This window comes from Aneurinibacillus thermoaerophilus (assembly GCF_900099925.1).
Taxonomy (GTDB): Bacteria; Bacillota; Bacilli; order Aneurinibacillales; family Aneurinibacillaceae; genus Aneurinibacillus; species Aneurinibacillus thermoaerophilus.
Genome location: NZ_FNDE01000002.1, coordinates 123,844 through 144,789, shown reverse-complemented (window position 1 = coordinate 144,789; position 20,946 = coordinate 123,844). Strand labels below are relative to the sequence as shown.

The following is a 20,946-nucleotide window of genomic DNA, read 5'->3' as shown; positions in this document are numbered from 1 at the left end:
GACAAGCTCGCAGGCAATGACCGCGAGCTTGTTTTTTTCATTTTTTACATAATGAAAAGTTATGCCTTAACCTGCGTTGCCATCTTCTCAAACGCTTTGACCGCGGCCTGCGCCACTTTCTGCACCGGAACCCGCTCCGTCTTGACCATGGACGCAATGGCCACACCGCTTTCCATAGAAAGTTCTCCTGCTATCGCCCCGCTAACTGATACCGGAATCATCGCATCGACCGCCAGCAAATCGCCAATGGTTATCGCGTCAAACGGTTGTCCGGTTGCATCGGCCAGATTCTGGCGTAATCCGTTGAGCATCCCCCCTACGTTGGTACCAGCTTCTCCAACCGCATCCAGCAACTGCCCCGCTCTCTCCATTCCCTGCATAATTATGTCAGCTCCGTCGTTTATCGATACTTCTACCTTGTTTCTTTGACCGTGGAAAGTGATGCGACCAGCTTCCACTTTCCGCTCTATCACTTCCCCCTGCGGTGTGCGGATAACAACCGCGGACCTATTACCGACAAGCGCCCGGGCAATTGGGGCGATCCGTTTCGTCTCCTCCGGCGTTAACCCGAAAACGGTTGCCAGACCATACGGGTTGCTAAGCGTGCGAATCACATGTCCAGGCAATGCTACCTCTACAGCCGCGCGTTTTCCGAGTGGAATTTTTTCGATATACGCCACTTCGTCCACGATCGGAATCTTGCGTTGCAAACGATTATAAATGAGCACCCCGTCATCTTTCTGCACGATCGCGCCCGTTATAGAGCATCCCTGTCCACAGGCTCGATTCATGCGGTAAGCCGCCCATTCGTAGTCAGTTCCCTCAGGAATAACTACAATATAATCCTGACCGTCACATGTATCAGGAAGTTCATCGAGTTGCACGGTCGTCCCGATTCCTAATCCGGTGCCGCCGGGTGTATCTGGATTGTGACCGATCATAGATGATTCGGTAATGACCGTTTCGCTTATCACATCCATCGCCAAATCGCCGATAACCGGAACCGCTAAGCTTAGCTGCCTGATGCGCCATAAATGCCAAATCCGCTGTTGAAAGACTGCGGATAACACGTGCTTTTACACCCTGCTCTTCAATACCGGCGAGAACTTCTCGCAACACGCTCGCGTGATCCACTTGAACGATCGTCTTATTTATCGCCGCACCGAAGGCCGGGCCGACGGCAACCACTACTTCATGCGGATCGTCACCTTTTTTTGCCGTTCCTTTTTCCTTCCAGTTTATTTTGAACGCAACAGCAGTAGATGGCATACCCTCTCCTCCTTAGTCAAAGTCCTGCGGGCTGATAGCTTGGCGGATATTTTTTATTTCCTCCCATCTTTCCGGACTGAGGCGATATCCCGTACCCGGACCTCCGTAATCGTTTTCATCATTTACCGCGCTAATGACGACATTGTTTTTATTAATGATAGCCGACGTGTGCAAATAATCTCCGGCGACCCGCTGTTTCAGCATAGCAAACACACGCTCGGCAATTTCTCCGTATCCACGTTTTGCAAGCGCTAATGCCACATCCAATCCTGTAATCCCTTCAGTTAAAATCCGTTCTGCTGCTTTTAAATCTTCTACCACGTTCCGTGGCGGCATGTTTTCGCTGCTGCTGGCGTACGCCGCGCATTCCACTTCTTCGTCCGTAATGACGGGGAAGCCCAGTTCATCAAACACTGCCTGGAGCGCCTTGGCCGCTTCATACCGGATTTGAATCACGCTTTCTTCGTCTACCGGCCTGAGGCCTCCGTCCACCATCATATCGCGCTGCAATACTAAATAATCGTCCATATCGGTGATATCCATATTCGATCCCGCAAACATATTGTCACTGTTCGGTACAGCGCTGTAGCCGGAAAAAATAAAGTCTGTTCCCGGCAACATTTGACAAAGCATTTTAGCGCTACGGCGTATTGCCGAATGGGAAAACGTCTGATCATTTCCAGATGCTACTTCTAAACCGAATATCATGGCCGCTAAATTTTCAGCCAGTACGGCTCTAAGGCCGCTCGGCACGGCTGCCGGTACGCCGATGCAGCTGATCGATCCGTTCTGTAATCCTTGGACTCCTGCGCCTTTGGCCATCATGATGCAGCGCACTTCCAGATAAAGCATTGACTTTCCTTCCGCGCCTGCCATCTGTACCTCTGATCCTGTGCCTGACGTAAAGCGCATTTTTGCTCCTCTGGATGCGTATGCGGAAGCAAGAAATGACTTCGACCACGGCGTATCATCCCCGTCAACGAATACGGACTCGGTACCGTAGATCGAAATCGTTTCCGCGTAAGAAGTCAGACCCAGCATAGCAAGCCGCAATTCAGTCGCTTCTTCCAGCGCATCCTGCGTTAAAATACCGCCGCGCGCAGTCTGGGAACCCACAAGAAGCGCCAAGGCGTTAAACGGTGCGTAGCGCACAATGCCTACGGTCGTTTCTTGTTCATCAAATCCCCTAAGCCCCGCCTCCGCGGCATCAGCGGCCATAAGAACCGGATTGTCCCTCACATTGGTAACATGACATTGGTTGGAAGGAGTTTTCCGGGCCCGCATTTTCTGAAGCTCCATCATCATTTCAACCACGTTCATATGATTAAGAACTTCAACGACTTTCGCCGGGGTCATGCCCTCCGCCAGTTTAACAATCTCTGCGCGCGGAACATGAATGTCCACGAGCATACGCGCGATATCCAGCCCGTCCATCTCCATGACTTTTTCGGTTATCTTCGCGTTTATCGCATAATCGGCGATAAAACGATCCAGCTCTCGACTTTCCGTCCAACTCAACGATCTTTCCATTCTCCACTTTCACGGAAGGATTCGGATCGTTCGGGCTCGACATAGCCACAAACCCCATTTCCGGCCATTCCGTGACAAACCCATCCTGATTAATCGGTTGCCGTTCAAGCATCAAAAAGCGCTGAGAGCGCTTTGTCAACTGTGAAACCTGCATCATTTCACCTCTTCTCCTCTTAATCCTTCTCTTTCAAGAATAATTATAATTTTCAATCTATTTTTTGTATCTGTATTCAAATAACCTTTATTAGCACTTTCTTTACTAGAAAAGCGAGTTTTGGAATTGATAAGTAGGCAAAACTGTTATCGTTCGCTGCCATTTCCGATATTCAGTCGGTGCTATCCCTTCACGTTTACGGAATATACGCGAAAAATAATTCGAATCCGGAAAACCGTATTGTTCACCGAATTGACATTGAAGTCTGCGATGAATATTATAAATCCCAATCCCGGTAGTATGTCCGACGGCATGACGCTGGATGGTGGACAACATATCTTCCAACCGGATGTCTGGCATCCCTTTTCCATTACCCTCTACCTCAAATAAAATCTTGTCTTCCTCATACCGGCCCAATACACGAACCATCATCGCCTTCCCTTCCGGAAGCTCGCTGATATTTTGATAAACATTTTGCAATTGTTCTTCCTCATGCCCTGTCATCAACACCTGTCCACATAGTACGGCACCAAGATATTTCTCATTATGAATAATAGGTGCCGCCAAATCTACCAACCCTGAATGGCAACGATGAATGACCGGTCTTCCTTTTTTTGCCACGAGAATTCCTACCCGCTCATCCGACAGAATACAGCGGCGCAAACCCTCCGGGCAGGAACGGATATAGGAGCAAAAAGAGGTAAAATTGCTCGGCCTAGTAATCGGATTTCCTTGCTCATCACCAATAATCACCGCAAAGCCGGTAGCGTCCGCAAAACGGTCTTGAACTTCCTGCAACACTTCCACATCCACAATGTCACGAAGTGTTAGAGCGCCCATCGTATCCTCCTTATTCGCTCTTTTTTTCTTGTTTCATTCGTTCCGAAACAATTTCTTTCGGATTCCAGCAGTTAAATTGGTAGACAGGCCGGGTCTCATAGCCGAGCCGTGCGCATCGATACGATGTTTTCTGTCCCGGTTGCTTTACCACTTGAAAATGACGGCATGTAGCACAGCAATGATATTTTCTTTCCATGCAGTTCCTCCGTTTGCTTATCATGATAAATCTAACACGCAGAAAAAAAGCTCACAAGTGCAATAAGCATCTTCATCTCCATATAATATTTATAGAACTATAAAACCAAATCCTGTCTCCCTAGGAACCGCAAAAAGGCTGTCTGAAGAATTAAATGTGCCTATCGAGCAAGTTACGCATACGCCCCAACATATTCTGTTGCAAAGATTAACGGAACTGGCTCGAAAATAAAGAAGCAAAGGAAATTGGCCACTACATTGCTCCTTTGGGTAAAAAATCACTTATTCTCGGTGGACAACAAGGAATTGAAGCGATAAAGCAAAACATTACGACAAGCTTAAATTCTCACGGCATAAGCTATCAAATTGAACCATTTAAAGGGGAATGCTCCAACAATGAAATTAACCGAATGAAAAAAATCGGACAAGCCCAAGCGGTTGATATTATTATCGGCGTGGGCGGTGGGAAGGCGATCGATACGGCTAAAGCAGTAAGCTTTAAATTAAATTGTCCTGTCGCTATCGTACCAACCATCGCTTCCACTGATGCACCATGCAGCGCCCTCTCCGTTATTTACAATGACGAGGGCGTATTCGAACAGTATCTTGTGCTTCCGCGAAATCCGGATTTGGTTTTACTTGATACAAAAGTAATCGCCCATTCGCCGGTTCGTCAACTGGTAGCTGGAATGGGCGACGCACTATCCACATATTTTGAAGCGGCCGCTTGCGCCCGTGCCCGGGCCAGGAACATAGCGGGCGGCACCATGACGCAGGCAGCGCTGGCTATCGCTAAGCTGTGCTATGAAATTTTGTTACGTGACGGCTATCAAGCGAAAATTGCCTGCGAGCAAAACGTGGTAACGGAAGCATTGAACAATATTGTAGAAGCAAATACGCTTCTAAGCGGTCTTGGCTTCGAAAGCGCAGGGCTCGCCGCGTGCCATGCCATTCACAACGGATTAACCATACTCGAAGAAACACATCCATACTGCCACGGAGAAAAAGTTGCGTTCGGCACGATTGTTCAGCTTGTCCTAGAGAACCGTAGCATGAAGGAACTTGAGGAAGTTATTGTGTTCTGCCGTTCTGTTGGACTGCCGACCACGCTTGCCGATATCGGCTTGGGCAATGCAACCCCAGAACAAATCCGGAGTGCTGCTGACGCTCTTAGTCGTACGTACAGGCAAAGCGAAGAAGATGCGTTCTTCCAATCATCTGCTATTATGCTATGAACAAAAAAACTAATTTCTGACTAGATTTTTCAAAATGTTATCCTCCTTCCTTCCAGCACTTCTGTGCGACGTGATCCGAAAAAAGGGCTGCTGATCCTATCCTTGGCGTGACGTACCGCCCGTAAAGCAAAGCCACCGTCAGTCGATGGCTATACGGTGGCTTCTTTTGTTGCTTTGCTCTTCTTATTTTTGCAATTGAACAGTGAACGTGCCCCAGACCTCTTCACCCCAGCGCAGTTCCAGCTTATCGCCGTCCGCCACGGCACCGACACCCTCCGGTGTACCCGTATAAATAATATCACCTTCACCCAGGCCGAAATGTTCGTCTGTAAATTCAATAATGGTCTGCATATCAAATAACATATTGCTTATATTGCCACACTGTACCTGCTCCCCATTTTTAAATAGCGAAAAGTCTGTGCCACGACATGCTTCTACGCCGGGAAATGGACGAAAAGACGTAAGTACGGCCGAATTCGGAAAACCTTTAGCTTTCAGCCAGGGATGGCTCTTTTCCTTTAGTTCATTCTGCACGTCACGCAACGTAAAATCAATACCAAGCGCCATCTTGTTCACGACATCTTCCACTTTCATTCCGGGTTCAAAAGGGCGAGCAATATAGAGCACAAGCTCTGTTTCATAATGCACTTCACCACGGTTGCCCGGCAACGTAATCGTTTGCCCGTTCGCCTCTACAAGCGCATGGGTCGGTTTGGAAAAAAGAAAAGGGGAAGTCGGCACCGCATTCCCCAGTTCTTCTGCATGCAGCCGATAGTTTCTTCCCACACAAAAAATATTTCGTATTTCGTTCATCAGAATCCTTCTTTCTATAAATATATCAGTCCAATAACTATTGTTTCAGCGGTTTGAACTCTGGTTTATATCGACTTCACCATTCCACCGTCCACAAGCAACGTGCTTCCAGTAATATATGTACTTGCGTCTGATACAAGGAAAGTAACCACTTTTGCAAACTCTTCCGGTTCCCCATACCGCTTAAGCGGGATGTCCTGCTTCGCTTTTTCTTCCACTTCTTCCTTGGAAATCCCTTGCTTCTGCGCGTTCATCTCGTCCAGATGCGCTACGCGGTCAGTTGCAATACGACCTGGCGCCACCGTGTTAATAAGGATATTATAGGGTGCTAACTCTACGGACAGTGTCTTGGCAAGCCCGACAATACCGAGACGGAACGTGTTGGAAAGAATAAGGCCTGGAATCGGCTGTTTAACGGAAGAAGAGGCAATATTGATAATGCGTCCGCCACCCTGCTTCATATCAGGTAATACTTCGCGAATAAGGCGGATGTAGCTTAACAGGTTCAACTGAAACGCTTGTTGCCACTGTTCGTCGTCCAGTTGTTCAAACGTGCCGCCCGGCGGGCCGCCCGCGTTGTTGATAAGGATGTCAATCTTGCCAAGCTTCTCACGTGTCGCCTGCACGAGCGATTTAATATCTTCATATTTCGTAATATCGGCACAGTGATAGGCTACTTTGCCCATCCCATACTGTTCAAGCTCCTGCTTTACTTGCTGAAGCTTTTCTTCGTTACGGCTCGTAATCATAACATGCGCACCTTCTTTTACGAGCTGTTCGGCAATCGCCCGGCCAAGGCCCTGGCTTGATGCTACAACGAGCGCTACTTTTCCGTTTAGTTTTAAATCCATGTTATATCCCCCTTCATTTTCCTTTCTTGTAGTCTGATACAATAAACATCAGCAAAATTTCGCCTTCATCGCTAATTCCGTCATGACAATCATCGCTTTATACGCCTCAAGAATATCTTGCGCCTTATAGCGAACGAGCGGCGCTTCCCCGTCCAGTTCCGTTCCCGGCAATAGATGTGCCCATTCCGCCTGCCCGTAGTTCGCAAACTCAATCGTTAATACCGGATTTTCCGGCGGTGTAAGCGGGGCGACGTTTTCTCTGCTTTCAATCGCCAGTTTCGTTTTCTCGCGCAGCAACCAGCCTGCTTTCTCCGGTGTCAGGCACAGCGCGGATGTACGAGACATTTGTTTTTTCACCACCGCAGTGGTAATGCCAGGGATGAGCGCTTCCGCTTCTTCTGCCACACCGTCATCGCCCGCTACCATCAAAAGCGGTACGCCATAGTGGCCGGCCACATACGCGTTGAAACCAAGTTCACCTACAGGCGCGTCATTAATATACATATTTCTCACACCGAAAATCATCGTATGGCTCAATACACCTTTCCTGCCAGCGCGCGAATGGTAGCCGAGAAATATCGCGCCCGTATATGTATCATCCAGCCCCTGCACCATAGAGAACGGTTTCACATCTCCAGAGATCAATTGTGCTTCCGGATGCAGTCGTTCGATTAATAAATTGTTCATCTTGGAGTGGCTATCATTGACAATAATCTCTTTAAACCCCTGCTGAAACGCGGTTTCAATCACGTGGTTTACCTCATCTGTCATCAATTTTTGACCACGCGCGTAGTTGAGTCCTGTTGAATCAACAAACGTTTGATCCACCAGTCCAGTAATTCCTTCCATATCAACGGAAATATACAGTTTCAAGCTTCCACCCCATCTCCATTTTTCCTTAAGTATAAATATTCGATATGAGCTTGATATTTCCTTTCTCTACTGTGTAGCCACGCATAAAACCCCGTAACGTTATCATTTATTTTCTTACTTATACGTACGCTAAAAAATCCCTCCCTGCAATGAGCAGTGAGGGATTCTCGGTTACACATGAACCGCTTGCTTTTCGAGAAGGAATTTTTGTATTTTGCCGCTGGCCGTTTTCGGAAGCTCGTCGACAAAGCAGTAAGCGCGTGGACGTTTGTATTTCGCCAGTCGCTCTCCTTCCACAAGAAACGTATCCAGCTCTTCCGCAGTCACATTGCTTTCCTTGCTGCGGACAATGTAGGCAAACACAATTTGTCCCCACTTCGGATCCGGTTTGCCCACCACGGCCACTTCGCGTACGCCCGGATGTTCCAGCAATTGATCCTCCACTTCGCGCGGATAAATATTTTCTGCACCGGAAATAATCATATGATCTATGCGATCACGAATCCAAATGTAGCCGTCTTCATCGTACTCGCCCATATCGCCCGTATGATACCAGCCGTAAGCCAGCGCTTTTTCCGTCGCTTCGGGGCGGTTGTAGTAACCTTCCATCATGCACGGACCTTTGACAAGAATTTCGCCGATTTCGCCTGGCTCGCAAATGTTATCTGGATGCGTTGGCGTGCCGTCCGGATTGACGCGACAAATACGCAACTCATGCGTCAAACTTGCCTTTCCAGCAGAGCCGGCTTTTTTTAATTGTTCGTCTGCGTACAGCACAGACATACACGGGCCCATTTCGGTTGTACCGTAAATCTGGATTAAGTCCGCGCCTACTTTCTCCTCAAACTCGCGGATAAGGACAGGAGCCATGGACGCTCCGCCGTATTCGAGCAGACGCAATGATGATAAATCGTACGCTTCAAAATCGTCGGCATACAGCAACATATTGACCATTGTTGGTGCCGCGAACATATGCGTGACTTTTTCTTTTTCGATCGTGTACAGCACACGGGAAGCGTCAAAATGGTGCAAAAGCACATTAGTCGCTCCCACCTGCACACGCGGCAGGAAAGAAGTATGCAATTCCGCCGTATGGTTGAGCGGCGCGGCGGCAAGACCAATGTCATCCTTTGTTAGGCCCATGCATTGCATCATCATAAAATTATGATGAATTTTGCTGCGATGCGTGTGAAGTACGCCTTTCGGGCGTCCGGTAGTACCGCTTGTGTACATCATAATGCAATAATCGGTTTCCGATACCTCCACTTCCGGACGGGAAACATCTTCTGCTTCAAGCAGTTCGTAAAATCCAAGCGCTCCTTCTGTCAACGGTTCATCCACATATATATAATGTTCGACCGGATTCCCAAGCTCACGCGCTTTCTCCACCACGTCTGAGCCCTGTCTTTCATATAACAATACTTTTGCTTTTCCATCCTGTAGGATATATTGCAATTCATGTGCAGCTAGCCGATAGTTAATCGGATTAAAAATGGCGCCGATTTTTGCCGTCGCAAACAATGTAACCACAAACTCGCTCGTATTATATAAGAAGGAAGAAACAACGTCACCCTTTTGGACACCCAGGCGCTTAAGCGCCCGGGCAAATTGGTTTACTTTTTGATTCAATTCTGTATATGTCCAGCGGTGATGCTTCGTTTCGTATTCATAAATTAAGCTAATTTTATCCGGAAAATTACGGACTGACCATTCAAGAACATCTCCGATTGTTGTGCTCATCGTTTTCTTCCCCCCTATGTGCTTATTTTAAATAATCAGGTTTGACAAATCCCTGGAATTCTTTCTCGATAACTTCTTTAAACTCCGGAGATTTATATGCTTCGATTAAATCTTTAACAAACTGGCTGTCTTTGTCCGCCGTTTTCACAGCGACCACGTTCATATATTGATCCGGAATCTTTTCGAGCGCCAGCGCTTCCGTAAGTTTCAAGCCCGATGCGATGGCGAAGTTCCCGTTGACAAATGCGTAGTCTGCGTCTTCAAGCGAGCGCGGAAGCTGGGCTGCTTCCAGCGGCAGGAGCTTGATATTTTTCTTGTTCTCCACGATATCCTTTTCCGATACGCGAAGCAGATCTACACCTTCTTTTAACTTGATCCAACCGAAATGTTGCATCATGACAAGCGCGCGGGCCTGATTAGTAGGATCGTTCGGAAGCGAAACGGTCGCTCCCGGCTGCACTTCTTCCAGTGTTTTATGCTTATGCGAGTAAATGCCGATCGGAGCCGTCGGAACCTGGATAACATCTTGAATATCCAAGTTATGCTCTTTCGCAAAGTTCTGCAAATACACGACATGTTGAAACACATTCGCATTCAGCGAACCTTCAGCCAGCGCCTGGTTCGGCTGCACGTAATCGTTGAACTCAACAATCTTCACGTTGTATCCTTTTTTTTCTAAAATAGGTTTAATTCCTAAACGCACCTGATCACTATACGGCCCCGCCGTCGCACCAATAACCAGTTCTTTACTGTTCCCCTGCGTTTTTCCTGTTGCCGTTTCGCTCTCTTGTCCTCCGCAAGCTGTCAAAAAGATTACTATTAATGAAATTAATGCAATAAGAATAAACGGTTTTTGTTTCACAAAGATCTCTCCCTTAACGTTTATCAAGATAATGTGCAAGACGATTGCCCGCAAATTGAATGACTTGTACAAGCACCACCAATAAAAGCACGGTCACAATCATAACATCCGTCTGGAATCGGTAGTAGCCGAAGCGAATCGCTAAATCCCCGATCCCTCCGCCTCCGACAACGCCGGCCATCGCAGAATAGGAAAGAAAACTGACAATCAATACTGTGAGTCCGAGCGTAAGCCCAGCGCGCGCTTCTGTCAATAACACTTTCCAAACAATCTGATATGTAGACGCCCCCATTGCCACCGCGGCTTCAATAACTCCTCTCGAAACTTCACGAAGCGATTGCTCCACCAGACGTGCAAAGTATGGAATGGCTGCAATCGACAACGGAACAGCCGCAGCCACCGGACCGATCGTCGTTCCGACCAATGTTCGCGTCAACGGAATCAATGCCACGAGCAAAATAAGAAAGGGAAACGATCGGACAATGTTAACGAGCGAACTTAAAATTCGAAATAAAATGGGGCTTTCCAGCAATTGTCCTTTACCTGTCAGAAAAAGCAGAACCCCCAGCGGCATGCCAAGCAAAAGCGCTGAGCCTATTGAAATGCCAACCATAATAGAAGTTTCTACGATAGAAACCCCAATTTCCGGCAATAAAGCAATCACATTATCAAACATTGGCTATCCCTCTCTCCTTGCCTGTTTCCTCTTCGAATAATAGCTGGGCGATTTCAGTTTTCGGCTTTACTTCCCGTTCAGAAAGCGAAAGTTTTTCGACGAGATGACCTCTTTCCATGACTGCTACTTTGTTGCAAATCTCTTTCACTACACTCATTTCATGCGTGACGATGAGAATCGTTACGCCTAGCTTTTGGTTGATTTCTTTAAGAAAAGATAAAATGGTACGCGTCGTCTGCGGATCAAGCGCTGAGGTAGGCTCATCACATAGCAGCACTTTCGGCCGGCTGGCCAACGCCCGGGCGATAGCGACCCTCTGCTTTTGTCCCCCGCTCAACTTGGCAGGATAGCTGTCCACCTTCTCGGCCAGCCCTACAATCTCCAAGCACTCCTGTACTCTTTTTTTTCTCTCTTCTTTTGGAAGACCGGCTATTTCTAGCGGAAACGCCACATTGTCCGCCACCGTCCGATTATTCAACAGATTAAAATGCTGAAAAATCATGCCGATGGACTGGCGCGCTTTGCGCAGCTCTCGATTTGATAGACCGGTTAACTCCTGACCATCCACATATACCTTTCCCTCGTCCGGTCGCTCCAGCAAATTAACCAGTCTAAGCAAAGTTGACTTACCAGCACCGCTGAACCCGATAATACCGTACACATCCCCTGGCTCCACATGCAGCGACGTTGGAGCTACTGCCTGAAATGTCCCGTTCGGTGTGGTATAACTTTTACTAATACTCTGTAATTTAATCATACTCCTCACTCCTTTATTCCTCCTAGATTGCACAAGGGGAAATAAAAACGACCTCCTGCGCTGCAAGAGGTCGGCGTACACTCATCACAAGTTTGCCGGACCTCTCATCTTTCAGCGCGCGAGCGCTGCTGGAATTGGCACCGTGTCAAAGAGTTTCTTTGATGGTTGCCGAGGCTTCACTGGGCCAGTCCCTCCACCTCTCTGGATAAGAGTCCTAATCATTTGCCTTTTCAATTTGTTGATTTTATTCTAACACATTAAACCATAATGTCAACTAGGAATTATAGATTTTTTAATTTTCTCCTACATTGCTGAGACATATAAAAACCATCACAGTTTATCATTGTATATGCAGATAACACCATATTTATATTGATTATAGTAGCTGTATATTTTCGCGGTCAATAAATTTACATTTAATTCTTAATACTATATCGAATAGTAGCAATATTTGTTTTGATAAGGTTGTTAATGATCCGATAAAAAAGACCGCGATTGAAAATTCCACGGTCTTCCTGTTTCATTATTTTTGTGCAATGGTTTGCCGTAACTCCGTGATACGTGCCTCCATTTTTTCTTTTTTAAAAATCGCCTGTGTAAAAATTCCGGTACCAACAATATTTTCTGATGTTTCCGCGGTCACTTCACAAACGACTCGCTTCGGAGTAACTTCCGTACATAAGGCTGTAAATTTTACCCGTTGCCCCACCACCGCAGGCCCAATGTGCTTAACCTGAATTTCGTATCCGGCTCCTTCCTCCCCCTCTTCAAGGTAAGGCAAAATAACATGGCGTCCGACTTTTTCCATATAATAAATCATAGTCACGGTCGACATTACATCGTGAACCACGTTGCCGTCAAACGTAGGACGCATATCGTCCTGCACGACAATTTCCAACGTCTCTGTCTCTCCCGGTTGTAATCCTTTCACCCGTTCTTCTCCTTCCTTATAAAGCAACATATACTTTCTTATACGAATGTAAAGACAACTCCACATCACTGTGGAGTTGTCTTTACACGGGCATATGTGCCAAGCGCGACGGCAACCAGCTCCCCATCGTCCGTGCGCACTTCCGCTTGCATGATAATAGTACGGCCTCCGCGCTTGATTACCCTAGATTGTGCGATCAGCTTATTTCCCCTAGCAGGCGCCAAATAGTTGATTTTGCTCTCCAATGTTACGCACTGCTGCACACCGTTAACATGAGGCGCGGCCGCGTGCCCCATGACCACATCAGCAAGCGTGCTTGTCACTCCGCCATGCACCACTCCATCGATACTATTGTACAATTCCGGGCGAATATGAAGCACTGCCGTGCAGCTATTTTCGTCCTGGTGCTCGATTTCAATACCAAGATATTGGTTAAAACGATTGTTTGATTTCATGGTAGTCTCTCCTGCCAATCCAGCGCTGCCAACGCGTCCTGTTACTCTTCATTAGCTGCGTTCTGTCCGATTTCCTCAAGAAAAAACCCACTCTTGCGGTAAGCGACCGCGTCAAGCAGAGCGATGCTTTCGCCGTCGTGTTCCACCTCGATTTGGTAAAAACCGGCGCGTGCTGTTTTTTTCTTTTCTGTCGCTACTGCACGTAACCGTGCGCCCTTTCCACTTGGAGCCATATACTGAACGTTCATCGATAACGCCACGCATGGACGTCCATATGAATTGCAGGCCGCAGCAAACGCAAAATCAGCCAGCGCAAAAATGACGGCTCCATGTGTTGTGCCATGCGCATTCAACATTTCCTCACGCACGTCTACTTCCGCCACAGCCGTTCCCTCTCCAAGTTCAACCAGCCGGATTCCTAAATGGCGCGCGTACGGATCGCGACTCACATACCGAGTGATTTGTTCCCGGTACCTGCGATGTGTTTCCGTTTCACTCAACATGCTTTTTAAACCTTTCTCCTATACTACTTCCGCGAAGTGCATGGATACAACCTTGCCAGCGAAGCCCATTAAATCTTTGCCTGCTGCTTTTCCTTCCGGAGAAGAAAGCGCGTTCATAAGCGCTTCCTTTGTTTCAAAATACATTTCTGCAATCAAATGAAGATTGCTGTCACCTGCAGGAGAGCCATAAATTTTATTAACTTCCAGCTTTAGAAGACCCGGCATTTTTTCCGCGAGCGGCGCGTGTACTTCTTTGTAATGTTTATCAAATTCCTCCACATTTTCCGGCTTTTTGTAAATCGCGATCAGCTTAACCATCGTATCCCCTCCATAAAAAATCAATACCTTAATATCATAAAAATATAATATTACGTTTTAAAATCGTACTATTTATCAGAAATTATATCGTTTTAAACAGCCAATCGTCAATATTTTAAGAAAAATTGTTAATATAGCCACTATGTTGAACTTACCGTTCAAGCGAATGCTACCGCTCCCGCTGGCCCGGTTCAACGAATTGCAAGAGCTCTCGATCCGGGCCATAAAATAAAATCATCCGACCGCCTTCAAGCGTCGGTTTCGGTTCCTCAGTGTTAAAAACAATTCCCTTCGCCTTGTAATGAGCAATCAGTACAAAAACGCCATCTCGCGCACCGCGTTCTGACCGCGAAGGCGTACCCTGTACCCAAAATGAATAAAACGCAATGGAACGATCCATATCGGAAACAATCAATGCTACGTGTTCGATTTTTTTAATCATTTGTATCTCCTGCCCTTTTCATTTTTGAATCCCTTCTCTTTTTCTATCACTAAATGGTAATTTTGTTTCTTATTTTGGGCAAGTCTAGTCCTTTACTTTGACTTCTCCGCTTTACATGTTGAACAAAGCGACAGTGGCCGACTTTTTATACGGTTTCACTTTCTGTTATAGTAAAAGCAAAAGGACATGAAGGAGAGAACAATATGGCAATGTTTGAGGAACCGGATCTGCTGGGCGTCTACTGCGAACGACGCGACAAGGGACATCCGGAAGAATATGCGTTTGAGATTACGCAAAAATATATGTTCAATTTCTTTATCAGCAACATGAACCAACTGTTCGCTGCTGAAAAAGCCGAAGTTACTGACAACATGCCGCCTGATGAAAAAGCAAAACTACTCTATTTAAAAAAAGCATCCGACCGCGAAAAGCTGGAACTTATCCGCAGATGGTATGAAGATTACAAAGACAGCATCTATTCCTCCAGCGGTTCATTTGAACGGGCATATATGCACAGAAATTCCCTTTTGCAAAATAATGAATATTAAAAAAGCATCAAAAAATCCCCGGATTGGCCGCTACGAACCGAAACCGGGGATTTTTCATCATTCTATTCGTTATTTTTTAATCAATTCAAGCTCCACTGGCACATTTTTCTCTACTTTTTCGCCGTTTGCTACTTTCTTCGCAAGTTCAACCGCTTGCTTGCCGATAAGCTCGGGTTTCTGCGCGACAGTCGCGCTCATGCGGCCCTCTTTCACCGCAGCCACTGCGTCATCCGTTGCATCAAAGCCGACAACAACTACATCCTTCAATCCAGCAGCCTGAATCGCTTTCAGAGCCCCTAGCGCCATTTCATCATTATGAGCAAATACGGCTTTAATATCCTTATTCCCCTGCAAAATGTTTTCCATAACACTCATACCTTTCGCGCGGTCAAAATCGGCCGGCTGCTTGGCCACCACTTTCACACCTTTTTCTTTGTCAATGATTTCATGGAAACCTTTGCCGCGCTCCCGTGCCGCGGAAGAACCTGGAATCCCTTCAAGTTCAACGATATTGCCTTGTTTTCCGATTTTTTCAAGCAAATATTTAGCCGCCATTCTGCCCCCTTCTACGTTGTCGGAAGCTACGTGTGATACGACCTCGCCTCCCTCGGCGCTACGGTCAACGGTAATGACCGGGATGTTGGCATGATTCGCGGATTTAATGGCAGACACAACGGCTGCGGAGTCGGTCGGGTTTACAAGAATGACATCCACCTGCCGCTGGATTAAATCTTCGATTCCCGAGATTTGTTTCGCTGGGTCATCCTGTGCGTCAACCGTTACTAGCTTTATATTGTTTTCCTGCGCCGCTTTCTCCGCCCCCTCTTTCAGCGTCACGAAGAACGGGTTGCTTTGTGTGGAAATAGCCAGCCCTACCGTAATCTGCTCTTTTTTGTCGCCAGCTGCTTTATCTCCTGTACCTGGCGCCTGGGTGGTGCAACCTACCAGCATGGATAAACCAAGCAAACTTACCGCAAAACCTTTTACTAATCTTTTCATTTTCTTCTGATCCCCCTTAGACAAATATTGATTTAATGTTTGTACATTTGTATGGTGATGGATATGTTTTTTACGCTGTTTTTTTGCGATCAAGCAAAACAGCAAGCAAAATCACGGCTCCTTTTACCACCTGCTGGTAGAACGAAGAAACTTCCAGCAAATTCAAACCGTTGTTTAGCACGCCGATAATCATCGCACCGATAAGGGTACCAAAAATCCAGCCACGACCGCCAGATAGGCTGGTTCCCCCCAGCACGACCGCAGCAATGGCATCCAATTCATACCCCATTCCGGCGTTTGCCTGCGCGGAATTGAGGCGCGAAGTCAGGATAACCCCTGCCAGCGCCGATAACAAACCAGTCAGCGCATAAATATAAATTTTTACCCTGTCTGCTTTAATGCCGGACAGAATCGCCGCTTCTTCGTTGCCGCCGATTGCGTAGATGCGGCGGCCGAACGCTGTTTTCTTCAGGATAAAATACAGCACCGCGAAACATCCAAGCATCCAGAGCACCGGAACTGGGATTACGAAAAAGTATCCGGCGCCGAGCATGGTGAACATCTCGCTGTCAAATCCGGTAATCGGTCTTCCTTCTGTATATACAAGCGTAAGACCGCGGAAAATCGTCATCGTGGAAAGCGTTGCAATAAATGGCGCTACTTTTCCTTTCGCGATCAAAAGACCGTTCGCCGTCCCCATCAATACGCCGGAGAGAAGTGCAATGAGAATGGACAGAAGCGGATCCATACCCGCAGTCATCATTCCGGCCGTCAGCGCACCCGCAAGCGCAAGAATCGCACCAACCGACAGGTCAATCCCGCCAGTCAAAATGACAAAAGTCATGCCAAACGCAATCAGTGCGTTAATCGAAACCTGACGCAACACATTTAAAATATTGTCCAACGTTAAAAAGTTAGGGCTCAGCACTGCAAGAATAACCGTAATAATCAAAAGTCCGATAAAAGGCCCCAGCTTTTGAAAATTCATCACAAAAGATTTTTTATCTGCCATATTACTTTCCTCCGGTGGCCGCATGCATGATTTTTTCCTGCGTAGCCTCTGTTTTATCCATAACTGCTGCCAGCCTTCCTTCATGCATAACCAGAATGCGATCGCTCATACCGAGAATTTCCGGCAGCTCTGATGAAATCATAATAATGGTGACACCTACAGCAGTAAGTTCATTGATAATGTTATAAATTTCTTTTTTGGCGCCGATATCAACGCCACGTGTCGGTTCGTCGAGGATGAGCACTTTCGGCTGAATGCCCAGCCATTTGCCGATTACGACTTTCTGCTGATTTCCGCCGCTCAGCGACTTTACCGTTTGCTCGCCGCTGCTCGTTTTAATGTTCAGCCGCTGAATCATCTCCCGCACAAACCCTGCTTCTTTCACAGAAGATACCACGCCATTTTTCGAGAGTCTCCCCAAATTGGTCAGCGCAATATTTTCTCGCACGGACAATCCGAGCACAAGCCCCTCTCCTTTTCTGTCCTCCGTTACAAACGCAATACCGTGCCGAATCGCATCGTCCGGTTTCCGGATGTGAATCTCCTGGCCATCCAAGAAGATTCGGCCACTTTGCTTCTCGCTTACACCAAACAACGCGCGCGCAATTTCCGTCCGTCCGGAGCCCATCAGGCCAGCGATGCCAAGCACTTCGCCGCGTCGCGCGGAAAAACTGATATCCCGAATCGCCCCGCTATCGCTCAGTCCCTCCACTCGCAGACGCTCTTCGCCAATTGCCACGTTGCGTTCCGGGAAACGTTCACCAAGCTGACGTCCGACCATCATGTGGACAATCGTATCCAAATCCGTCTCTTTAATATTTTCGGTACCGACAAAGATACCATCGCGCAAAACAGAAATCCGATCACAAATTGCGAAGATTTCCTCCATGCGGTGCGATACATATACGATCCCGACACCTTGCGCCCGCAAATCGCGCATGACTTCAAACAGTGCCTCAATTTCCCTGTCGGTCAGCGCCGCCGTCGGTTCGTCCATAATCAGCACCTCCGCGTTCAACGACAAGGCGCGGGCGATTTCAATCATTTGCTGCTGCCCGATGGATAGAGAGCCCGCTTCCGCATCCGGGTCAATGTCGACACCTAGACGCCCCAAGTATTCACGCGTTTTTTGCTTCATTTCCCGCGTGCGTAAAATCCCTGTTCTGCCATAGCAAAGATCGCGCCCAAGAAACATGTTCTCCATGACCGTCAGCTGCGGAATGATGTTTAGTTCCTGATGGATAACAGCAATGCCCATCTGTTCCGCTTCTTTCGGACCACTGAAATTTACTTCTTGGCCACGAACCCGGATCGTACCAGAATCCTTCGGATAAATGCCGGTTAATATTTTCATCATCGTTGACTTCCCGGCACCGTTCTCACCCATCAGCGCATGAATTTCCCCTTTTTTTAGAGAAAATGAAACATCTTTTAGCACCTGCACTTTGCCAAACGATTTGCTAATGCCTGTCATTTCAATCAGATTGCTCATTGCGCAACATCCTTTTGCTTAAAAAATTACGCCGGATCTTAGAACCACGTTGGCATACGGTGTCGCTTCCCCCGTGCGAATCACCGCTTTCGCCCGCTCGCTCAAACGTTTGAGCTGTTCATGGGATACGTAAGACACTTCTGCATCATGCAGTATCTCCCGCACCTGCTGCTCTATCTTCGGGTTATGCGTTTTAATTTCTTCCGCCAGCACCGCTGCTTCGACCTGCATTTCCTCCAGGACAACTTCCAGCGTATCAATAAAGGAAGGAAGCCCCGGCTTCAGCGCCAGATCGATCCGCTTCACCCCATCCGGAATCGGCAACCCACAATCACCAATTACAATCGTATCCGTATGCCCCAATTGAGAAATCACGGCTGTAATCTCGCTGTTTAAAGCGCCAATTTTCTTCATGACTCTACTCCTTGTTGTCTTACTATGTTTGCTTCAAAAAAGTAACTACCTGCTCATGAGACGGCATGCCGCCTTGCGCCCCGAACTTTGTAACCGATAACGCACTTGCCGCAACCGCATAGTGTACCGCTTCTGCTATCGAACAGCCCTGGCCAATCATGACGGCCAGCGCTGCGTTGAATGTATCGCCTGCGCCCGTCGTATCCACCACTTCGACTTGAAAGCCAGGCTGATGTCGAATATTTCCGTTACCATCGCTGTAGTATGCACCGTCGCTTCCTTTGGTCATCACCAACTTTCCGTGATACGACGCCATAAGCCCCCTGAAGTCCCCATGCTCCCCCGGCTTCTTGCCAAGGAGAATAGCCAGTTCGTACTCGTTTGGCGTCAGAACGGTAATATCTTTAAGCACTTCCTGCGGCAATTCGGCCGCTGGGGCCGGATTTACGATAACCGGAACATCAGCCTTGCGCGCAATACGCACCGCTTCTACCACAGTGTCCAGCGGAATTTCTAATTGCAGCAATACCACATCTGCTTCCCGAATCATGGCTTCGACACGGCGAACTTTGTTCGGGGTCAGGGCATGGTTAGCGCCCGGGACGACAATAATGGAATTATCCCCATTCTCGACCACAATCGAAGCAATGCCTGTCGCTGTTTGTGTAACCGGTTCCACACCGTCCACGCGAACCCCTTCTTTTTTGAGATTATCTATAAGCATGGTGCCGAAGCTATCCTCTCCTACGCACCCAATCATATAAACATCAGCTCCGAGTCGTGCGCAGGCCACTGCCTGATTAGCACCTTTTCCGCCGGGAAGCGTGGAAAATTTGCTGCCGAGCACGGTTTCCCCCAATGCGGGTACCCGCGGTGTCTCTGTTACCAGATCCATGTTAATACTGCCTATGACAACAATCTTTGGTCGTTTCATTATTTATCCCTTCCTCGTAGTCCCTCGCTCGATGAGCTGCACATCCAGTTCATAATACAAAGTATCAAGCGGCTGTTTTTCGATCATCTTAATCAGCATACGCGCGGCGAGCGCGCCCATCTCATAAATCGGCTGAGCCATTGTCGTCAGTTCCGGATACACGATTTCTCCCATCGTGATGCCATCGTAGCCGATAATCGCCATTTCTTCTGGTATTGAAATACCAAGCATCTGCACCGCCCGCATCGCGCCGATGGCTATTATATCGTTTCCAGCAAAAATCCCGTCAATATCCGGATGCTTCTTCAGGAGTTCCAGCGTCGCCTGCATAGCCTGGCGCATATCGTAATTGCTGGCAACAATAAGCCCTGGATGGAACCATTCCAATTTTTCTACCACATCGAGGTATCCATGGCAACGCTCATCAGCAATTCTGAGCTGCACAGGCCCTCTAAGATGCGCGATTTTCCTGCAACCTTGTTCCAAAAGAAAGCGAGTCGCCTCCCGGGCTCCTTCCCTGTTTTTCGAAGTCACCATCGGAATGTTGTCGGATAAAACCACTCGATCCAATACAACAACCGGTACTTTGAACGTATGTACCTCTTCTGCCGTCAACGCCGTTGAAGCAAGGATCACGCCATCAATATATTTTTGTTTCAGCAATTGGATATACTGCTTTTCTTTTTGTGGGTTTTCATCGGAATTGCCGAGAATGGTTGTATATCCATACTGTTGCATCACGTCTTCCACAGCACGAGCCAATTCCGGAAAGAACGGGTTTGTAATATCGGGCACCATCAGGCCAATTGTGCCCGTTTTCTTGTTGGTTAAGCTCCGGGCAACGAAGTTGGGCGTATAATTCAATTCTTTAATCGCCTTTAACACTTTGCGCTCCGTTTCCTCGTGAACATAGCCGCTACGATTCAGTACGCGTGATACGGTCGCCACGGAAACCCCCGCAAGCTTCGATACGTCTCTGATGGTGGGCATCTGTTTCTTCCTTCCCATCACTATTTTATGTAATCGGTTACACACACTATAAAAAAACATACAAAAACAAAAAGCTATAAAATAGGTAACCGGTTACATCTTTTAATTAAACA

The 20,946-nt window shown here is 47.5% G+C and carries 25 protein-coding genes, 1 pseudogene and 1 riboswitch; of the genes and pseudogenes, 3 read left to right on the top strand and 23 right to left on the bottom strand.

From position 1 onward, the window contains the following. Positions 1–59: 59 nt before the first annotated feature. The 5 genes and pseudogenes from BLR88_RS02025 to BLR88_RS02005 all read right to left on the bottom strand — a co-directional run bounded on the left by BLR88_RS02025 (position 60) and on the right by BLR88_RS02005 (position 3,989). The gene (locus tag BLR88_RS02025; RefSeq protein WP_091259816.1) at positions 60–980 is read right to left on the bottom strand and encodes a diol dehydratase reactivase subunit alpha; all 921 of its coding nucleotides are present in this window, start codon (positions 978–980) and stop codon (positions 60–62) included. Next, the gene (locus tag BLR88_RS02020) at positions 871–1,269 is read right to left on the bottom strand and encodes a glycerol dehydratase reactivase beta/small subunit family protein (RefSeq protein WP_091259814.1); all 399 of its coding nucleotides are present in this window, start codon (positions 1,267–1,269) and stop codon (positions 871–873) included. Before BLR88_RS02020 ends, BLR88_RS02025 begins: the two co-directional genes overlap by 110 nt. Before the next feature lie 12 nt (positions 1,270–1,281). Beyond that, positions 1,282–2,953 (bottom strand): annotated as a pseudogene (locus tag BLR88_RS02015) (propanediol/glycerol family dehydratase large subunit). 105 nt (positions 2,954–3,058) lie between these two features. Then, positions 3,059–3,793, bottom strand: a complete 735-nt coding sequence (locus BLR88_RS20005; RefSeq protein ID WP_091259812.1) for a PocR ligand-binding domain-containing protein — start codon at positions 3,791–3,793, stop codon at positions 3,059–3,061. 10 nt (positions 3,794–3,803) lie between these two features. Continuing rightward, entirely contained in the window at positions 3,804–3,989 is a 186-nt protein-coding gene (locus tag BLR88_RS02005) for a hypothetical protein (RefSeq protein ID WP_057899648.1), read from the bottom strand. A gap of 87 nt (positions 3,990–4,076) precedes the next feature. Here BLR88_RS02005 and BLR88_RS02000 point away from each other — a divergent pair, with 87 nt between their 5' ends. Beyond that, positions 4,077–4,220 (top strand): YycC family protein, encoded by a 144-nt coding sequence (locus BLR88_RS02000; RefSeq protein WP_322787636.1) that lies wholly within the window; start codon positions 4,077–4,079, stop codon positions 4,218–4,220. Between the two features lie 13 nt (positions 4,221–4,233). Then, on the top strand, positions 4,234–5,223 hold the full coding sequence (locus BLR88_RS01995; RefSeq protein WP_091259807.1) for a glycerol dehydrogenase: 990 nt from the start codon (positions 4,234–4,236) through the stop codon (positions 5,221–5,223). A gap of 183 nt (positions 5,224–5,406) precedes the next feature. On the opposite strand, the gene BLR88_RS01990 is transcribed toward BLR88_RS01995, so the two are convergent. The 12 genes from BLR88_RS01990 to BLR88_RS01935 all read right to left on the bottom strand — a co-directional run bounded on the left by BLR88_RS01990 (position 5,407) and on the right by BLR88_RS01935 (position 14,444). Beyond that, the gene (locus BLR88_RS01990) at positions 5,407–6,036 is read right to left on the bottom strand and encodes a fumarylacetoacetate hydrolase family protein (protein ID WP_057899649.1); all 630 of its coding nucleotides are present in this window, start codon (positions 6,034–6,036) and stop codon (positions 5,407–5,409) included. 65 nt (positions 6,037–6,101) lie between these two features. Next, positions 6,102–6,887: an SDR family oxidoreductase gene (locus BLR88_RS01985; protein WP_057899650.1), complete on the bottom strand. Its 786-nt coding sequence runs from the start codon at positions 6,885–6,887 to the stop codon at positions 6,102–6,104. Between the two features lie 48 nt (positions 6,888–6,935). Beyond that, entirely contained in the window at positions 6,936–7,760 is an 825-nt protein-coding gene (locus BLR88_RS01980) for a M55 family metallopeptidase (RefSeq protein ID WP_057899651.1), read from the bottom strand. Positions 7,761–7,931: 171 nt separating this feature from the next. Next, positions 7,932–9,500, bottom strand: coding sequence for a fatty acid--CoA ligase (locus tag BLR88_RS01975; protein WP_057899652.1), 1,569 nt, complete (start codon positions 9,498–9,500; stop codon positions 7,932–7,934). Positions 9,501–9,522: 22 nt separating this feature from the next. After that, on the bottom strand, positions 9,523–10,362 hold the full coding sequence (locus tag BLR88_RS01970; RefSeq protein ID WP_057899653.1) for a MetQ/NlpA family ABC transporter substrate-binding protein: 840 nt from the start codon (positions 10,360–10,362) through the stop codon (positions 9,523–9,525). Positions 10,363–10,375: 13 nt separating this feature from the next. Beyond that, a complete protein-coding gene (locus BLR88_RS01965; RefSeq protein WP_057899654.1) occupies positions 10,376–11,038 on the bottom strand; it encodes a methionine ABC transporter permease in 663 nt (220 codons plus the stop codon). Next, on the bottom strand, positions 11,031–11,795 hold the full coding sequence (locus tag BLR88_RS01960; protein WP_057899655.1) for a methionine ABC transporter ATP-binding protein: 765 nt from the start codon (positions 11,793–11,795) through the stop codon (positions 11,031–11,033). The genes BLR88_RS01965 and BLR88_RS01960 overlap by 8 nt, the downstream gene beginning before the upstream one ends. 101 nt (positions 11,796–11,896) lie before the next feature. Next, a riboswitch (SAM riboswitch) is annotated at positions 11,897–12,007 on the bottom strand. Positions 12,008–12,318: 311 nt separating this feature from the next. Continuing rightward, entirely contained in the window at positions 12,319–12,726 is a 408-nt protein-coding gene (locus BLR88_RS01955; RefSeq protein ID WP_408863281.1) for a thioesterase family protein, read from the bottom strand. A 65-nt stretch (positions 12,727–12,791) separates the two neighbouring features. Then, positions 12,792–13,181: a PaaI family thioesterase gene (locus BLR88_RS01950; RefSeq protein ID WP_057899657.1), complete on the bottom strand. Its 390-nt coding sequence runs from the start codon at positions 13,179–13,181 to the stop codon at positions 12,792–12,794. 41 nt (positions 13,182–13,222) lie between these two features. Next, positions 13,223–13,684, bottom strand: a complete 462-nt coding sequence (locus BLR88_RS01945) for a PaaI family thioesterase (RefSeq protein WP_057899658.1) — start codon at positions 13,682–13,684, stop codon at positions 13,223–13,225. An 18-nt stretch (positions 13,685–13,702) separates the two neighbouring features. Further along, entirely contained in the window at positions 13,703–14,002 is a 300-nt protein-coding gene (locus BLR88_RS01940; protein ID WP_057899659.1) for an EthD family reductase, read from the bottom strand. Positions 14,003–14,171: 169 nt separating this feature from the next. Next, positions 14,172–14,444 (bottom strand): VOC family protein, encoded by a 273-nt coding sequence (locus tag BLR88_RS01935; RefSeq protein WP_254778197.1) that lies wholly within the window; start codon positions 14,442–14,444, stop codon positions 14,172–14,174. A 203-nt stretch (positions 14,445–14,647) separates the two neighbouring features. Between BLR88_RS01935 and BLR88_RS01930 the strand changes: the two genes are divergently transcribed. Further along, positions 14,648–14,992: a hypothetical protein gene (locus tag BLR88_RS01930; protein ID WP_057899660.1), complete on the top strand. Its 345-nt coding sequence runs from the start codon at positions 14,648–14,650 to the stop codon at positions 14,990–14,992. 69 nt (positions 14,993–15,061) lie between these two features. Here BLR88_RS01930 and rbsB read toward each other — a convergent pair whose 3' ends face one another. From rbsB to BLR88_RS01900, 6 genes are all read right to left on the bottom strand, one after another. Further along, positions 15,062–15,991 carry a ribose ABC transporter substrate-binding protein RbsB gene (gene rbsB, locus BLR88_RS01925; RefSeq protein WP_057900407.1) on the bottom strand — a complete coding sequence of 310 codons (930 nt, stop codon included), beginning with the start codon at positions 15,989–15,991 and terminating at the stop codon, positions 15,062–15,064. Between the two features lie 70 nt (positions 15,992–16,061). Next, positions 16,062–17,003, bottom strand: a complete 942-nt coding sequence (locus tag BLR88_RS01920; protein WP_057899661.1) for an ABC transporter permease subunit — start codon at positions 17,001–17,003, stop codon at positions 16,062–16,064. A gap of 1 nt (position 17,004) precedes the next feature. After that, on the bottom strand, positions 17,005–18,495 hold the full coding sequence (locus BLR88_RS01915; protein ID WP_057899662.1) for a sugar ABC transporter ATP-binding protein: 1,491 nt from the start codon (positions 18,493–18,495) through the stop codon (positions 17,005–17,007). Positions 18,496–18,513: 18 nt separating this feature from the next. Beyond that, positions 18,514–18,909 carry a D-ribose pyranase gene (gene rbsD, locus BLR88_RS01910; protein WP_091259801.1) on the bottom strand — a complete coding sequence of 132 codons (396 nt, stop codon included), beginning with the start codon at positions 18,907–18,909 and terminating at the stop codon, positions 18,514–18,516. 22 nt (positions 18,910–18,931) lie between these two features. Continuing rightward, positions 18,932–19,843 (bottom strand): ribokinase, encoded by a 912-nt coding sequence (rbsK, locus tag BLR88_RS01905; protein WP_091259800.1) that lies wholly within the window; start codon positions 19,841–19,843, stop codon positions 18,932–18,934. A 3-nt stretch (positions 19,844–19,846) separates the two neighbouring features. Next, positions 19,847–20,833 (bottom strand): LacI family DNA-binding transcriptional regulator, encoded by a 987-nt coding sequence (locus tag BLR88_RS01900; protein ID WP_091259799.1) that lies wholly within the window; start codon positions 20,831–20,833, stop codon positions 19,847–19,849. Positions 20,834–20,946: the final 113 nt, after the last annotated feature.

Bases quoted from the DNA above. Each gene is read 5' to 3' on its own strand.
- BLR88_RS02025 (WP_091259816.1), bottom strand. From the start codon at position 980: ATGGATGTGATAAGCGAAACGGTCATTACCGAATCATCTATGATCGGT.
- BLR88_RS02020 (WP_091259814.1), bottom strand. From the start codon at position 1,269: ATGCCATCTACTGCTGTTGCGTTCAAAATAAACTGGAAGGAAAAAGGA.
- BLR88_RS20005 (WP_091259812.1), bottom strand. From the start codon at position 3,793: ATGGGCGCTCTAACACTTCGTGACATTGTGGATGTGGAAGTGTTGCAG.
- BLR88_RS02005 (WP_057899648.1), bottom strand. From the start codon at position 3,989: ATGGAAAGAAAATATCATTGCTGTGCTACATGCCGTCATTTTCAAGTG.
- BLR88_RS01990 (WP_057899649.1), bottom strand. From the start codon at position 6,036: ATGAACGAAATACGAAATATTTTTTGTGTGGGAAGAAACTATCGGCTG.
- BLR88_RS01985 (WP_057899650.1), bottom strand. From the start codon at position 6,887: ATGGATTTAAAACTAAACGGAAAAGTAGCGCTCGTTGTAGCATCAAGC.
- BLR88_RS01975 (WP_057899652.1), bottom strand. From the start codon at position 9,500: ATGAGCACAACAATCGGAGATGTTCTTGAATGGTCAGTCCGTAATTTT.
- BLR88_RS01965 (WP_057899654.1), bottom strand. From the start codon at position 11,038: ATGTTTGATAATGTGATTGCTTTATTGCCGGAAATTGGGGTTTCTATC.
- BLR88_RS01960 (WP_057899655.1), bottom strand. From the start codon at position 11,795: ATGATTAAATTACAGAGTATTAGTAAAAGTTATACCACACCGAACGGG.
- BLR88_RS01950 (WP_057899657.1), bottom strand. From the start codon at position 13,181: ATGAAATCAAACAATCGTTTTAACCAATATCTTGGTATTGAAATCGAG.
- BLR88_RS01945 (WP_057899658.1), bottom strand. From the start codon at position 13,684: ATGTTGAGTGAAACGGAAACACATCGCAGGTACCGGGAACAAATCACT.
- BLR88_RS01940 (WP_057899659.1), bottom strand. From the start codon at position 14,002: ATGGTTAAGCTGATCGCGATTTACAAAAAGCCGGAAAATGTGGAGGAA.
- BLR88_RS01935 (WP_254778197.1), bottom strand. From the start codon at position 14,444: ATGATTAAAAAAATCGAACACGTAGCATTGATTGTTTCCGATATGGAT.
- BLR88_RS01930 (WP_057899660.1), top strand. From the start codon at position 14,648: ATGGCAATGTTTGAGGAACCGGATCTGCTGGGCGTCTACTGCGAACGA.
- rbsB (WP_057900407.1), bottom strand. From the start codon at position 15,991: ATGAAAAGATTAGTAAAAGGTTTTGCGGTAAGTTTGCTTGGTTTATCC.
- BLR88_RS01920 (WP_057899661.1), bottom strand. From the start codon at position 17,003: ATGGCAGATAAAAAATCTTTTGTGATGAATTTTCAAAAGCTGGGGCCT.
- BLR88_RS01915 (WP_057899662.1), bottom strand. From the start codon at position 18,495: ATGAGCAATCTGATTGAAATGACAGGCATTAGCAAATCGTTTGGCAAA.
- rbsD (WP_091259801.1), bottom strand. From the start codon at position 18,909: ATGAAGAAAATTGGCGCTTTAAACAGCGAGATTACAGCCGTGATTTCT.
- rbsK (WP_091259800.1), bottom strand. From the start codon at position 19,843: ATGAAACGACCAAAGATTGTTGTCATAGGCAGTATTAACATGGATCTG.
- BLR88_RS01900 (WP_091259799.1), bottom strand. From the start codon at position 20,833: ATGCCCACCATCAGAGACGTATCGAAGCTTGCGGGGGTTTCCGTGGCG.